The sequence below is a fragment of the Prevotella falsenii DSM 22864 = JCM 15124 genome, from assembly GCF_000613945.1.
Taxonomy (GTDB): Bacteria; Bacteroidota; Bacteroidia; order Bacteroidales; family Bacteroidaceae; genus Prevotella; species Prevotella falsenii.
The window spans coordinates 173,281-187,742 of sequence record NZ_BAJY01000001.1 but is presented as its reverse complement, the minus strand read 5'-3'; the positions used below and the strand labels follow the sequence as shown (position 1 = coordinate 187,742).

Here is a 14,462-nt window from a genome sequence, read left to right as displayed (position 1 = left end):
ACATTATCATAAAGAACACGGGCAGGAAGCCAGAGCAACTGCCTCAAGAACGGCAGATACCAGAGGTAAAGAAAGCCTTGAAATCGGAGTTCAGAGAAATGAAGAAGATTGATAAGAAGGGGAAAAAACAATAAACAAAGCAAGTCCGCTGTCTCGGTTGAGATTGCGGACTTGTTGTTTATGGATGGTAGTTGAAATAGTTTCCACCAAGCAGGCGGACGCTCCAATAGTAGCATAGTGCAATGACAGCTACCCAGAGAGCCTTTGCCGGTGCAAAACTGCACTTTCCTATCTTCCGGAAGCAATTCACGAACAGGCGGATATCAGCAGCCTTGCGGTCGCTTTCACTGCCCCCACGGTCGTAGTCATTATCGTGGATGCAGCATGCCGCATAGAACAACTTTGCATAGGGTGGCTTGAACCACCTGAAGATTCCACTCTGACAACCACAGCCCTTACTCATGGTCAGCCTCCTTCCTGTATGCCGACCAGTCGATGGCGTCCTTTTCCTTCCAACCATTGGCCAGAGAGGACTGGATATAAGTCATCGCCTTGACGTAGAAATCCGTCAATTCGTCGAGCGTTTCAAACTTGCGGTACTGCGGCTGCTCGTCTGTCCCGAATTTGAAGGTAACGGGCAGGGTTGCCCCTGCGGTCTGTATGGCAAGGTCGTATGCCGATTTATAGTTGAACTGGTTTTCGGACGACAGCCATACAGCCATATCCTCGTAGGTGAATCCCGAAAGTATGGCTTCATCTACCTTGGCATTGTACCATGCTATTATGAGGCTCTTCACCTCCTCCGGTTCTGGCAGGTGGTCAAACTCGTGTTCCATATAATCGGCGGAACCATCATCCTTTTTCTGCACGTCCCAACGCACGCGCCATTTTCCTCTTGCCGGGTTGGTGCATTCAAGCAATGCGACGTCTGCATTTCCTTGTACTCTAATCATATTTTGAATTGTTTTGTGTTATTTTCTTCGCTCTTTGTTTGGAGTTTGAGAAATAATGTTTATATTTGCAGTGAGGATTCCGTAGCTAATGACTACCGATTCCTCGCCAGAAGGAGGAATGAGCAATCATTCCTCTAACTTTTTATACAATACTTCTAATTTTTCTCCATTCTTCAACCACACTTCTGTGATACGCTGTCCATCCTTTATTCTCTGATGGATGATGCGTTTCATGTACGCTTCGGTCAAATCAGGTTTGTCAATAATTAGTCTATCCGATTGTTTCAATCCATCATTCAGCATATTTCGAAATGCCCGCTTTGGATTACTGGAGGTGAATCCCTCGTGTTCGTACCACTTGCCATCGATGAGCAGGTCAGGGCATTTGCCTTCGTACTTTGTTCCCATGAGCGAGTGGTAGATATTCTGATAGACGAACTTCTGCGGTCGGGACATCTTGGGAGTAAGCCTCGCCTGCTGTCCCTGCTTGGCAAAGAATTCGGCAACCTGTATGAGTTTATCATAGTCGCTGTCGGCGGGATTGACCAACTGATGTACCTGTACCCTGCCTCCATTGGGATATTGCCTTTTCGTTTCAAACCTCTGGCTCTCGCACATTCTAATGAGCTTGCAGGCAGCACACAGTTCGTTCTCAGGGATAAAGGCGAGTTTTGTCCTGCCTTTTGCTAAGTCGCAGTCGTTACACCGTCTGATGGTGTATTGATTGTAATCGGGTACGGCTTTCTGCTCCCTGCCGGCATTGAAGCGGAATATTCCTTTCGTGTCGCTCTGCAGGGCTTCCTCTCCACGAGCCATCGCTTCGTCCTGCGGTGTAGTCGGATACTTCGACTTGCGTACCTGAACGACCGTACACCGGCAGCCCCAGCCGTTGGGCGGATAATAGGACTCCCAGAACGGGTCGGACATCGGCAGCGTAACGCCATTGAGGGCAGCGTGTTCCGGGCGCACTTTGCTGTCTCCGGCAGTCCGGTACTGCAGGTTGTAGCGGTCACCGTCCTCTGTGTACTGCTCCCATTTGGCAGCCATCTCGGCAGATGACCGGACGAAGTTATACTCGGCACGGAGATAGTTCCGGTTGTATGTGCCGTCTATCGTTTGAACGTCATTCAAAAAGCGTTCAAACGGCTTCCGATTGCCGTTCTCATCGATGAGCGACGGGAAAGCCTCGTTCAGTTCGTGAAATGTCTTCAGTCCGGAGAAAATGTAGTTGGAGCGTTCAAGCCTTCTGCGCATACCCTCAGACATCTTTACCTGTCTGAAAGAAGTATCCAGAACGGAGGCATGGCTTTCGATAAATTCCTGCGCCTCATCAGAGGCAAGGATATTGATGTCGAGCGTAGCCCCCTGCTGTTTGAAAAGTGCTGACATCATATCTTTGAAAGCCTTGGTAAGTTTTGCTTGGACTTTATCCTCGGTTTCCTTGTCGAGTGTCAGTGTGTGGTGGGCAGACTGTAGGATTTCCCCATACCGGCTGTGCAGCCCCACGTAGTCAGTGGGGCTCAATCGAAAAAAGGGTGTACATTTTTTTGCTGTTTGTTCTTATCATCAGTCTTCCCTTTTTTGTCGTCAGGGTCTTCTTGCGGTTCCATCATAGGCATATTGTTCCGTCGTTCCCCCACAGGCATGGAATACTTCTCCGCGAAGTAAGCCGGATCCACATCATATCGGTCTGCCACCATCGTCTCGTATGCCACCTGCTGCTCCGGCGTATAGTCGATGGAATCGTCCCAGTCGAAGCGAAAGCCCTTGAGCGGGAAGCCGTGGGCGACCATCCGGGGAATGAGCTGGTTATTGACAATGTCACGCAGCATATCGCGTCATCCTCCACAAGGTTTTGGAACACCTGCAGGTGCGTCTGGCTTTGCGAGAGGCTGCTGCCGTCTTCGATGGTCATCGTCTGCCCGATGATGAGCTTGGACAGTTCTGAGTTCGCACGGTCTATGCGCTGGTTATAGACATTGTACGCATCGCCACGCGTAGATTCTATGAACTCAAGTTCCGTGTCGAGGGGCATGACGGCAGTCTGCGAGGCACCAGCCTCGACGAGCATACGGTTAAGCCGGTCTATCTCCTTACTGTCCCGTGATGCTGTCTTGGCAATACGCATGGGCATGCCGAATATCTCACCGAAGGTGTCCCAGAATGCAAGCATGTTCTTTTTAGGAATCGTATGCTGTGCAGCCTTCAGAAACAGACCGAGGTTGTCGGGCTGTCCTGCCTCTATGAGCCAGTCGGAGAACGGCGGCTGGTGGAAGTCGATGCCTGTCTTCCAGTCATCACCAATCTGCTTTACCACACGCCCATATTCAGGAATGACGTGCTTGCGAGGTATGAGCCTCACGCAGTCATAGCAGCGCAATCCGTCACCGTCCTGCACGATGTCGCCCAGCTCTATGAGCGAGTGCCCCCAGTATACGGAATCAAGGGCAAGACGGCACAGCTGCTTAAACCACGACTGGTCGAAGTAATGCAGTGCCTCGTCGCTCTCGTTCCCGGCTGTGTCCACAAGTTTGAACGACTTAGCCATGACGAAGCCTTCACGCTGGCGGACACAGCCAGAAAGGTGGCCGTCAGCGTCAGAGTCGCGATAGATGTCGTAGAGCCTCTGACGGTTCGGCTCATCTACATTGATGGCCATCTGCCACGCCTTGCGCCAATCCGCAATGTCCTTACGGGTGAGCGCATCGGTGGTCCGTTGCAGGGCCATTACAACGTGCTTCACACGCTTGCGGTCTTCCTCCTTGGCAAGATTGAAATTGCCGTAAGGCGTGCGAAGGGTGTTTGTATCTGAACGCCCTGTTAGTCCGCTGAAAAATCTCTTTATATCCATTACCAGTTATGTCTTAAAGGTTTCTGTGAGTGAAAAACAACCCCAATGCCGGACGGTTCCCCTGTCGCATCCATGCAGACGGGCAGGTCAGGCACTATCTTTCCCGCCTGTACACCTTCCAGCCATTTCACGGCACGCTCGTAGCGTTCCTTCCGGATTTCACTGCCCATCTTCTGGGGCATGGCCGATACCATGTGATAGAGGGCTATGTCGCAGGTGTACATGACAATGAGCTTGTTTCGCTCATTGCCCTCTGCTGTGAACACTGCCTTGCAGTCGTAAACAGGTCTGAGATAGCTTGAAATCTCCTCCTGCGCCTCACTCTCGGCATTGGCACGGTTTTCGGCAGAGGTCTGTGATACGGTCTTCAGGGCTGCCTCACCTATGACCACCCTGTAGTCTTCGTCTGTAATAAACATCTGTCACCTCCTTTTCTATACAGTTACATACAATGCGTGCTTCTCTATGTCCGACACCTTTACGCCTTGCGGAAGCGACGGGTGCGCACGAGGTGGCGAATATTCTGTTTTGGAACAACCTTGAGTTCTCCACTCATATTGAGCACATAATACTTCATTCCGAACAAAGTCGACAGTTTGTTGGCTTTGCGGACGGCACGCTTGTATTTCCAAGCGAAAATGATGTTTTTTATCAGTTTTATCATACTACCATGAATTTTTGGCGGTCGGTCTTTTGCCGAACACCGGTTGAAAACTTTCCTGTCTTGCATTGCGCTGCAGGATCCATATCGCCCCCTCGTCAGCGTCCGGTGCATCGTCATGCACACGGCTGCCACGTTCGAGAGCCAGCGTCTGCTCTATGCCCACCTGCATATCGGGTGAGTCCTTGAGCTTCTCATTGTAGTAAACGTAGCCACGTTCCCACAGTGGGCTGACAGCTTCTATACGCTGTATTTTCTCAGGTTTCTTGCGCTTGTCGGGCATAATAGGCAGCTGGTATCCACGCAGGTTGCCCTCCACGGCGAACTCGTCCAGAATGACATCCTGCATGAAGTTCGCCTCCATAAAGAAGAGTATGGCAACTTGGTCCCTCGTTCTTTCGTAGAGGTCATAGAGCCACCGTACCATACCCCCAACCGTGTCCTGCCGTACATAGCAGTCGATGAGATGCAGCTCATTCCCTATCTTGCCCCACAGCCGTGAAGCCTTGTAGTCATTGGCAGTGGTCGATTTGAAAGACGGGTCGGTATAACATACGAGCATATCATACTTGCGGAGCGACGGCATGGGCTTGTACCTTATCCAGTCGGCCCGGAAGATGGTGCCGTCCACGATGGGATTGTGCATCATCTCCTTCTCCCACGCACGATAGCCCACGAAGTCGCGGTACTCCTGTGCGTCTTCCTTGGTCCATTTCTCTTTCCATACCGGCTCACCGTTCTTATCGACCGCCTGAACCTTCGACACGAACACGCCATGCGTTGCTGCGATATTGGCCAGTACGGAGGTCTTTGATATGAGGTTGCCCACCATAAGGAAACGTCCTCGCCCCACGTCGAGCGCGCCGAAGAGAGCCTCCTTCACCCAATCGGTGAGATTGTGCACACGCTTTTCGTTACGGCAGAGTTCGTCATCGTCAAGGTCATCGATGACAATGTAATCCGGACGTGCCTCGCGCTCACGAAGTCCACGCGGCGACTGACCACGGCCAACGGCAAGGAACTTCACGCCGGAGGCTGTCTTGAACTCACCTGCCGTCCACAGTCCGAGGTTCTTCTGCTGACCGAAGTCGGCGATGATACGTTGATTATATTCCAGTTCCGCCTGAATGTCGCCAAGTAGTCGGTTCGCACTATCCTGCGACTTGCCCACCACTACCATAAAGTTGATGAGCCGTTTTGGACGGAGCATGAGCCACAAAGGCATGAAGATGTCAAAGTGGGTGGACTTGGCATGACCGCGCGGCCACATGAAGACTGCCTTCAGGTTCGGTGTTTCCATGACCTTTCGTGCCGCCTGATTGTGGAACGGCGCGTTGTGTACAGTACGCAGTACCTCGCCAGTAGTCTTGTCGCGCAGCGTGAGGAAATGGGGGAAGTAATACTCGCAGAAGGCGGCATAGTTGCTGAGCAGTCTTTCCTTGCGCCTGTCTTTCTGGGCAGGTGTTTCATTGGCAAGTGCCGTGGTGTCCGTAATGGACTGTATGCGCTTGCAGTGTTCCTTCCACTGTTCGAATGCCAGTTTCTTTTCTGCTGCTGTTGCCATACGCCTTCTATTTTATCCCCATCTGCTCGGTGAGGTACATGTCCTGAAATTTGTTGATGGTCTTGATGAGTTCCGGCGTTACGGTCGGGTCGATGGTGGCTCGGTACTCCAGCCATTTGGAGAATGCCATGAAGACCTCTATCGCATCTACGACATTTGCCTTCTTGTCGAGCTTCTCGATGACGGAGGACAGCTTGGCGAGCTTGTCGCCCAGACCTGCTATGAGCGAGGGGTCTTCCGATTCATTCACCTCGGTAATGAGCTTGTCGATGGTGAGCAACAGTTTGTTGACCAGTTCGGGCCGTGTCACGTTCTTTGCTGCCCGCGCCTCTTTCCACCCTTCCGCAGTGCACCACTTGGATATGGTAACCCTTGACACGTCCACTTTCTCCGCTATCTCGTTCTGCTCCATTCCTGCAAGGTAGAGAGAGCGTGCAAGGGATTTTTTCTTTTCTGTTTCTGCTTTTGTCATAATCTGCTTGTATGGTTTTACATAGCAGACGTTTTCAAACGTCTGCTTAGGAGTTCGTTCTCACTGCAAAATTGCCTTATTTTATTGAGCCTGCAAAAAAACGGTGAAGCCGCTTCATAGAAGCGTGCAGTGGTTTCATACTTTTTTGGTAGTCAGTGATTTATGACGTAATATTGCAGTCGAAAATCGAATGTAAAACGCAAATGGGAAAGCGAGTAAGAATATCAAATGACAGCCTGAACAGCTACGGGTTCAGAGTGCTGACGAGCGGCATGGACGTGGCTCAGTACAACCGTAACCCCGTACTGCTCTATATGCATGAGCGCGGCAACGTGGTGGGTTATGTGAAAGACCTGAAAGTGGAGAACAATGAGGTAACCGGTGAGCTGATGTTCGACTGTGCCTCGGAGTTGAGTGAGCGTTGCAAGAAGCAGTTTGAGTTCGGCAGCCTGAGGATGGTGAGTGCCGGTCTGGAGATATTTGAAACGAGCGAGGACAAAGACCTGCTTGTAACCGGACAGACACGCCCGACTATAACGAGAAGCAAACTCTTTGAGGTCAGTATAGCCGATGTTGGTGCCAACGATGATGCGCTCGTGCTTCAGAGAAATGGAAAGGTGATAACCCTCGCAGGGACGGCGACTGCGACCTGCCACTTTTGAACAATAATAACAAACAACAAAAAACAGAAGAAATGGAAAACAAGACCATTGCCCTGCAACTGGGGCTGCCGGAAACGGCAACGGATGCGGAGATCTCAGCAAAGCTCGCGGAGCTGAAAGGGCTGAAGGAACAGAACGTATCTCTGCAGAAAGAGAAGGAGAACCTTGCTTTGGTGAATATCACCAATCTCGTCACGCAAGCCATCGCCGAGAAGCGACTTGAGGAGAAGGACAAAGACCAGTTTGTGGAGCTGGGCAAGAAGATTGGCGCAGAGGAGTTGGAGAAGACCCTGAAGGCGATGCACCCTGCGGTGAAGCTGTCTTCCGTATTGGGACATCAAGGGGGTGCTCCTGCCGGCGAGCAGAAGTACACGAAGTTGAGTGAGGTGCCGGCTGACCAGATTGCGACCCTGCGTTCTGAAAGCCCTGATGAGTACAAGCGTCTGTACAAGGCCGAGTACGGTATCGATTGCGAGATCTGAAAGTATAACCCTTAAAATAGAAAAGATGAACAGAATTTTGATGATGTTTGCTGCCCTGCTGTTCAATGCAATAGCAGGTGCGACGTTAGCCCAGACAGTAGGACTGTCACCGGTAACCGGTGCCTTGGGCATGAATGTGCTTGCTGCCGTAATCGGACAGGCTGCTCCCGCTGGCAGTCTCCGTGAGGGTGTCTATACCGAAATATGGACAGGCGAGTTGGTAAAGTCCTTGCGCACCGGTCTTGAAGGCTCATGGCTGGACGGAGTACCTGACCAGAGTTCCATTGCAAACAACGACGTGATACACCTCGTAGAAGTAGGTGTGGATCCTGACGTACTTGTGAACAACACGACATACCCTATTCCCCTTCAGGCATTGGAAGACAAGGATATTGCCGTGAAGCTGGACAAGTTCCAAACAAAGGTGACACCTATCACGGACGATGAACTGTATGCCATCAGCTATGACAAGATGGCCCGTGTGAAGGAAAGCCACAGCAATGCGCTGAACGATGCCAAGTTCACCAAGGCTGCCCATGCCCTGTGTGCCAAGAACAAGACCGCCAAGACCCCCGTACTGACAACAACCGGTGAGCGTGATGCGGAGACAGGCCGTCTGCGTCTGACACCCAACGACCTTGTGGAGATGAAGCGTGCACTGGATAAGATGAAGGTGCCATCTGAGAATCGCCGCCTTGTCCTCTGTCCTGATCATGTGAACGACCTGCTGCTCGTCAGCCAAAACTTCCGTGAGCAGTACAACATAGACCGCAACACCGGTAAGGTAGGCAAGCTGTACGGCTTCGACATCTTCGAATATGCCAACACACCGCTTTATACCACTGCCGGTGTGAAGAAGGAGTTGGGCTCGACGGCTGCAAAGGGCGAGTTCCAGTGTTCGTTCGCGTTCTATACTCCACGCGTGTTCAAGGCCACGGGTTCGACCAAGATGTATTACAGCGAGGCTTCGACCGACCCGGAATACCAGCGCAACAAGATCAACTTCCGTCATTACTTTATCTGTATGCCGAAGAAAGCAGATGCAGGCGTAGTAATGGCAAGCGGCTATAAGGAGATTCCATAATGGGCAAACCGATGAAGTACCTCGTCATCCACTGCACGGCTACCCCGGAGGGGCGTGAGGTGAGCTCGGCTGAAATACGCCGGTGGCATACCTCGCCCCCACCTGCCGGGCGTGGCTGGAAGCAGGTAGGCTATACCGACCTCTTCCACCTCGACGGGCGTGTGGAGCGGCTGGTCAAGAACAACGAGGACGCGCAAGTGGACCCGTGGGAAGTGACCAACGGGGCATCAGGCTACAACAGCGTGAGCCGGCACATCGTGTACGTGGGTGGCTGCGACAAAGCCATGAAACCCAAGGACACGCGGACGGCTGCCCAGCGGGAGTCTCTGAAACGCTACGTGCAGGATTTCCACAGTAGGTTTCCGCAGATACGCATCGTGGGACACCAAGAATTGAACATCGGCAAGGCGTGTCCGAGCTTCGATGTGCAGAAGTGGCTGCGCGAGATTGGTATAAGACAATAATAAAACAAAAGGTATGGAACTCAGTGAAATTATCAATCTGGTGCTGGGTGGCGGCCTTGTGGCGACGGTGGCAGCCGTCATCACGATGAAATCGACCGTGAGGAAAGCGAAAGCGGAAGCAGAGAAAGCGTTGGCTGACGCCGAGGCAGTCCGGATTGACAACACTGAGAAAGCCACCCGGATACTGATAGAGAACATCGTAAACCCCTTAAAGGAAGAACTCAATGAAACAAGAAAGGACCTCAATGCGACAAAGCGCGAGATGGCACGGCTACGCAAGGCAATCGATGATGCTAACAGCTGCCGTTACAGTGATGACTGTCCTGTGCTTAAGCGGATGCGCGTCGAGCAGAAAGACCGCAAGCACGGTGACACAGGAGAGCCACGAGGAGAGCCTGCACGCCGTGGACAGCATGGTGAGCGTTGTAGAAACATGGCAAACGCCCGTGAAGGTGCCGATGTCGTCGGTGAGCCTGACCCTTGCGCTGGACAGCTCCATCTGCTGCCTCAAGGGGCAGCCTACACGGCGAAGCAGGGACAGGCGAGCGTGAAAGTGAAACGGAGGGCTGCGACGGGGAAAGAGCCTGAGCAGTTGGTCATAGAAGCCAACTGCGATTCTCTGGAACTGGTGGCGGTAAGTTACTCAAAAACCATCAGCACACTGAAGCGACAGCTGAAAGAGGCTAAAAAGGTGAACAGCGAGTTGAAGGAAACGTCAAAAGAACGCTCCTCGAACGGTCTTAGAACCGTATTCATCGCCTTTATCGTCGGAGTGGCGACCGGCATAGTATCAACCCTATTAACAAGAAAGATATGGCAAAAAGTGTTTTAGACGGAACCGACCTTATCCTCTCCATCGGGGGGAATGCGCTCGGCTTTTCCACCGGTTGCAAGGTTTCAACCTCTGCCGAAACGGGAGAGCGTGTAACCAAGGAGGCTTCCGGTGGTAAATGGAAGGAAAGTTACATCAAGAGTTTCTCGGAACAGATTACTGCAGACGGTGTCGTGCTGACGGATGGTAGTGATGAAGTCCCGAGTTATGACCAGCTGAAAGATGCTATGCTGAAGGGAGAACCCGTCGACGCGGCATATAACCTTCGTGATGGTGACAAACGCACGGGCAAGACCAGTGGCGGATATAACGGCAAGTATCTTATTACGTCATTGGATCTTGACGGTCAGGCAGGTGATGATGCAAAGTACTCCATCACCTTGCAGAACAGCGGTGCGATAACAAAGAATGCTACCGGATTGACAGGCAGTAGTCCTAAACCTGCCAGCGGTCATTAAAAGTGGAAATTATGGACAAAAACAAACTCAACAAGCTGAGGATTGCCGGCAAGGAATATCCCTGCCGTGTAACCATGGGGGCAATGGTACGCTTCAAGAACGCGGCAGGCAAGGACGTGAGCGAATTGAAGCAGACCGATATTTCTGAACTGGTACTGTTCATCTTCTGCTGCGTGCAGAGTGCATGCCATGCGGACCACGTGGACTTCGATATGGACTTCGAGACGTTTGCCGACTCGTTGGAGCCGGACAGTGTCAACTCCTTTTACGAGGACATGGCTGCCTCACAAAAAAAACGGAGAATCCTGTGCCGGGCAGATAAGCATTGACGAACTGCTGGGTATAGCCTTGGGGTGCATCGGGATGGGCAGAGATGACTTTGAACGGTGTACCCCTTTTGAGTTCTACGAAGTATGGAACCGATGGGGACAGCAGCATAGGGACAGCGAGCGTGGTGCATGGGAACGGGCAAGAGTAATGGCCATGTTCTTTATTCAGCCATACGTAAAAGGCAAGCTGACGGCACATGACGTTCTTCCGCTTCCATGGGACGAGGAAGACAGCGATGCCAAGGGCGAGGAAATCAGCAAGGAAGAATTCAACAGGCGTTTCGAGGAAGCGAAACGGCGCAACGGATTAAAATAGTACAACCAAGATGGCAAAGGCAGTAGAATTTCAGATCAAGATAAAAAGCGGCGACGGCAGCGTCTTGAAAAACCTGACCGTTGAAGCTACCGGACTTGAGGAGGCATTGGAAAAGGTAGGTGAAACGGCGCGCAGCACAGGCTCTCAGCTGAAGGAAATGGCAGCTAAGAGCATGATATTCGAGGGTGCCATGCGTTCCATAGAAACCCTCCGCGACATGGTGGGCGGACTGGCAGCACCTTTCAACAGCTTTGAGACGGCTATGCGGAGTGCCAATACGATGGCAGGAAAAAGCGGTGAGGATTTTGATGCGCTCTCAGAAAAGATTGTCGGGCTGAGCAAAAACATACCATTGGCTCGTGAGGAACTTGCCAACGGATTGTACCAGACCATTTCCAATGGTGTGCCGGAGGATAACTGGATAGGCTTCTTGGAGCAGTCAAGCAAGGCTGCTGTCGGCGGACTTGCCGATTTGGGACAGACGGTAACCGTAACCTCAACCCTTATCAAGAACTATGGACTGAGCTGGGATCAGGCCGGGGCTATTCAGGACAAGATACAGATGACAGCCAAGAATGGTGTAACCAGCTTCGAGCAACTTGGTCAGGCATTGCCCCGTGTCAGCGGAAGTGCTTCGCAGCTGGGCGTTTCAATGGACGAACTCATGGCCGTCTTTGCGACGACTACCGGTGTTACCGGTAATACGGCAGAGGTGTCCACCCAGCTGGCAGCAGTCTTGAACGCACTTATCAAGCCGTCTGCCGAAGCGACACAGGCAGCAGAGGCTATGGGTATTGGATTCAATGCCGCAAGTGTGCAGGCTGCAGGAGGTCTTGAGAACTTCCTGCTGGGATTGGACGCAAGCATTCAGGAATATTCGGGCAAGACCGGACAGCTTAGCGAAACGATTTATGGACAGCTGTTCGGAAGTGCGGAGGCACTCCGCCTGCTCGGTTCATTGACTGGCGAGCAGAAAGACAAGTTTTCAGAGAATATTGGTGCGATGGCAGATTCTGCAGGCACAATAGATACAGCCTTCAATGAAATGTCAAGTACAGGGGACAGCGTCGGACAGATGCTGAAGAACCAAGTACAATCCATGCTTGACTGGGCGGGCTCATTGGCCAGTACATCCGCCCCTTATATGGAGATGATAGCCAACACGGGACTGGCGTTAATGAGTATGGCACAACTGAAGGGTGGGCTGGTAGCTGTCGTGTCCGGATTGAGGGCTGTCAAGATTGCCACACTCGCACAGGCAGCAGCCTCAAAGATTGCCGTACTTGCTTCTAATGCTTGGAAAATTGCACAGATAGCATTGAATTTCGTACTGAGTGCCAATCCCATAGGTATAGTCATTATGCAATAGCCGGACTTGTTGCCATATTAGTGGCAGCCTATAATAACAGTGAGACCTTCCGCAATATATGCGGCCAAGTATGGGCTGTGGTGAAGAACTTGGCTTCAGCAGTATGGGACTTTCTTGTCAAAGCCTTTGAAAGGGCAAGTGCTGTCATAAAAGCGGCATGGGAATGGGTAAAGAAGTTTTTCGGCATTGATGACAGCGGTCCGGTAAAACAGACTGATGGAATAGAAAAGCAGACCAAGGCACTGAAAGAAAACACGAAAGCAAAGACCGCCAATGCGCAGGCGGCGCTTAAAGGAAACAAGAAGTTCAACGCCCCTGTCGGCGACAAAAAGAAGAAAGATAAAAAGAAGACCAAGAAGGAAACCGACCCGTACGACGGAAAGAACCTCATAGCCAATGCCACGAGCTACAAGGAACTTGGCAACAATATCCAGTATTACCAGAACAAGCTCGAAACGACAAAAGGGACGGAGACAAAGACCATATCGCTTTATGCCAAAAAGATTGCCCTGCTTCAGAAGCAGCAGGAAGCCATCAGCCGTATTCAGGAGCAGGCTGCACACCCATCTGAACTGAAATCCCTTGAGGATATTAACAAGGAGATTAGCTATCAGCAGGGGCTTCGGGAACGTGCCACGAAATCGGAACTTGCCGGAATTGACAAAGAGATAAGCCGTTTGAACGACCTTAAAACAGCTTTCGAACGCAATGCGCACATTGATGTCGGCATTGACAAGATAAGGACATACAGGCAGCTGGAGGAGGAAGTGCGGTATTATTCTGACCTGCTTAAGACGGCTACGGCGGAAGAACGTATCGAAATCCAGAAGCAGATCAATGCACTGAATGACCTGCGCAGGAAGTGGGACGATACACTGGACGAGTTGAAGAAGCCTGAAGATATTTCAAGGCTGGACAGCATAGAAGAACTGGACAAGGCTATCAGCTACTACGAGTCCAAACAGAAAAAGGCAAGTGCCTCGGAAATATCCGGGATAGAACGCACCATCATGACCTTGGAGAAAAAGCGTGATGCCATGAAACAGCTGACGCGTATTCCAGAACTGCAGGACGAGGTGGACAAACTTAACGGTATGAACGGCAGGGAACTTACGATGGAGCTGCGGGTAATGGGCCTGGACGGAGTGAAAAAGCGTATCAAGGAGCTACAGAATATGCTCTCGGACACGAAGAACCCAATGGACGAAAGCCAGCGTGCCGAAGTGAACAAACTGGTTGGGAGTTATGAGAAATACCAGAAAATACTTAAAAAGAGCAATGTAACGGTAGAGAAATCGTGGAGTTCTCTCAAAGGTATAGGTGGCGGTATCTCTTCATTGACAGATGCGCTTCAGGGTAACCGTGGGGCTTGGGAAACCATTACCAGTGTAGTCGATGCGGCTATACAGATTTATCAGGGGGTAAACAGTATTATAGCAATCATCAATGCGCTGACAGCAGCAACGGCAACTTCCAATACCGTTGTGGCGGCCAGCGGTGTTGCGACAGCTACCGCCACGGCAGCCAAGGTCGCCGCTGCCCCTGAAGAGGTTGCCGCTGCAACGGTATCCACGATTGCGGTCAAGGCTCAGGCTATGGCATACCGGGAACTTGCAGCTTCCGAGTTTATGGCAGCCCACGCCTATATACCGTTTGCAGGTGCAGGTATCGCTGCCGGCTTCATCGCTATGATGGAAGGACTGGTGGCTTCTGTTGCCGTCACTCCGTTTGCCAATGGAGGTCTGGTGTACGGACCGACTCTCGCCCTTATGGGAGAATATGGCGGTGCAAGTTCCAATCCTGAGGTAATAGCACCGCTTGATAAGCTGAAGTCCTTGATAGGTGATACAGGGGGCGGTTTCAGCGGCAGACTTGAAGCAAGACTGAAAGGTCGCGACATCGTGATAGCACTTGCCAACGAAACACGCATCAACCGAAAGAAGACGAACATAAAACTATAAGGCA

At 51.6% G+C, this 14,462-nt stretch carries 14 protein-coding genes and 3 pseudogenes; 9 read left to right on the top strand and 8 right to left on the bottom strand.

What is annotated here, in order from left to right; all coding sequences use genetic code 11:
• Nucleotides 1-178: 178 nt before the first annotated feature.
• The 8 genes and pseudogenes from JCM15124_RS12725 to JCM15124_RS00765 all read right to left on the bottom strand — a co-directional run bounded on the left by JCM15124_RS12725 (nt 179) and on the right by JCM15124_RS00765 (nt 6,501).
• Nucleotides 179-463, bottom strand: coding sequence for a hypothetical protein (locus JCM15124_RS12725; RefSeq protein ID WP_024997900.1), 285 nt, complete (start codon nt 461-463; stop codon nt 179-181).
• Entirely contained in the window at nt 456-953 is a 498-nt protein-coding gene (locus JCM15124_RS00795; RefSeq protein WP_024997899.1) for a DUF4376 domain-containing protein, read from the bottom strand. The genes JCM15124_RS12725 and JCM15124_RS00795 overlap by 8 nt, the downstream gene beginning before the upstream one ends.
• Nucleotides 954-1,079: 126 nt before the next feature.
• Nucleotides 1,080-2,345 carry a phage minor head protein gene (locus JCM15124_RS12720; RefSeq protein WP_024997898.1) on the bottom strand — a complete coding sequence of 422 codons (1,266 nt, stop codon included), beginning with the start codon at nt 2,343-2,345 and terminating at the stop codon, nt 1,080-1,082.
• A gap of 128 nt (nt 2,346-2,473) precedes the next feature.
• Nucleotides 2,474-3,804, bottom strand: a pseudogene (locus tag JCM15124_RS12715) (phage portal protein family protein).
• Nucleotides 3,804-4,223: a phage protein Gp36 family protein gene (locus tag JCM15124_RS00780; protein ID WP_024997897.1), complete on the bottom strand. Its 420-nt coding sequence runs from the start codon at nt 4,221-4,223 to the stop codon at nt 3,804-3,806. Before JCM15124_RS00780 ends, JCM15124_RS12715 begins: the two are co-directional and overlap by 1 nt.
• 59 nt (nt 4,224-4,282) lie before the next feature.
• Complete coding sequence (locus JCM15124_RS12710) at nt 4,283-4,468, bottom strand: hypothetical protein (protein ID WP_232220039.1); 186 nt, start codon at nt 4,466-4,468, stop codon at nt 4,283-4,285.
• A gap of 1 nt (nt 4,469) precedes the next feature.
• The gene (locus JCM15124_RS00770) at nt 4,470-6,029 is read right to left on the bottom strand and encodes a hypothetical protein (RefSeq protein ID WP_024997896.1); all 1,560 of its coding nucleotides are present in this window, start codon (nt 6,027-6,029) and stop codon (nt 4,470-4,472) included.
• Nucleotides 6,030-6,036: 7 nt separating this feature from the next.
• Nucleotides 6,037-6,501: a DUF1804 family protein gene (locus JCM15124_RS00765; RefSeq protein ID WP_024997895.1), complete on the bottom strand. Its 465-nt coding sequence runs from the start codon at nt 6,499-6,501 to the stop codon at nt 6,037-6,039.
• 203 nt (nt 6,502-6,704) lie between these two features.
• Between JCM15124_RS00765 and JCM15124_RS17130 the strand changes: the two are divergent.
• From JCM15124_RS17130 to JCM15124_RS00715, 9 genes and pseudogenes are all read left to right on the top strand, one after another.
• A pseudogene (locus JCM15124_RS17130) lies at nt 6,705-7,645 on the top strand (HK97 family phage prohead protease).
• 40 nt (nt 7,646-7,685) lie between these two features.
• Nucleotides 7,686-8,729: a hypothetical protein gene (locus JCM15124_RS00755; RefSeq protein ID WP_024997894.1), complete on the top strand. Its 1,044-nt coding sequence runs from the start codon at nt 7,686-7,688 to the stop codon at nt 8,727-8,729.
• Complete coding sequence (locus JCM15124_RS00750; protein WP_024997893.1) at nt 8,729-9,193, top strand: N-acetylmuramoyl-L-alanine amidase; 465 nt, start codon at nt 8,729-8,731, stop codon at nt 9,191-9,193. Before JCM15124_RS00755 ends, JCM15124_RS00750 begins: the two co-directional genes overlap by 1 nt.
• 13 nt (nt 9,194-9,206) lie before the next feature.
• Nucleotides 9,207-9,585, top strand: a pseudogene (locus JCM15124_RS17040) (hypothetical protein); the annotation flags it as partial.
• 421 nt (nt 9,586-10,006) lie between these two features.
• Nucleotides 10,007-10,483 carry a phage tail tube protein gene (locus JCM15124_RS14500; RefSeq protein ID WP_024997892.1) on the top strand — a complete coding sequence of 159 codons (477 nt, stop codon included), beginning with the start codon at nt 10,007-10,009 and terminating at the stop codon, nt 10,481-10,483.
• Nucleotides 10,484-10,494: 11 nt separating this feature from the next.
• Nucleotides 10,495-10,812, top strand: coding sequence for a hypothetical protein (locus tag JCM15124_RS00730; RefSeq protein WP_024997891.1), 318 nt, complete (start codon nt 10,495-10,497; stop codon nt 10,810-10,812).
• 34 nt (nt 10,813-10,846) lie between these two features.
• Entirely contained in the window at nt 10,847-11,128 is a 282-nt protein-coding gene (locus tag JCM15124_RS00725) for a hypothetical protein (RefSeq protein WP_051527340.1), read from the top strand.
• 10 nt (nt 11,129-11,138) lie between these two features.
• Nucleotides 11,139-12,497 (top strand): phage tail tape measure protein, encoded by a 1,359-nt coding sequence (locus tag JCM15124_RS00720; RefSeq protein WP_024997889.1) that lies wholly within the window; start codon nt 11,139-11,141, stop codon nt 12,495-12,497.
• Nucleotides 12,498-12,517: 20 nt separating this feature from the next.
• Nucleotides 12,518-14,458, top strand: a complete 1,941-nt coding sequence (locus JCM15124_RS00715) for a hypothetical protein (protein WP_024997888.1) — start codon at nt 12,518-12,520, stop codon at nt 14,456-14,458.
• Nucleotides 14,459-14,462 lie beyond the last annotated feature (4 nt).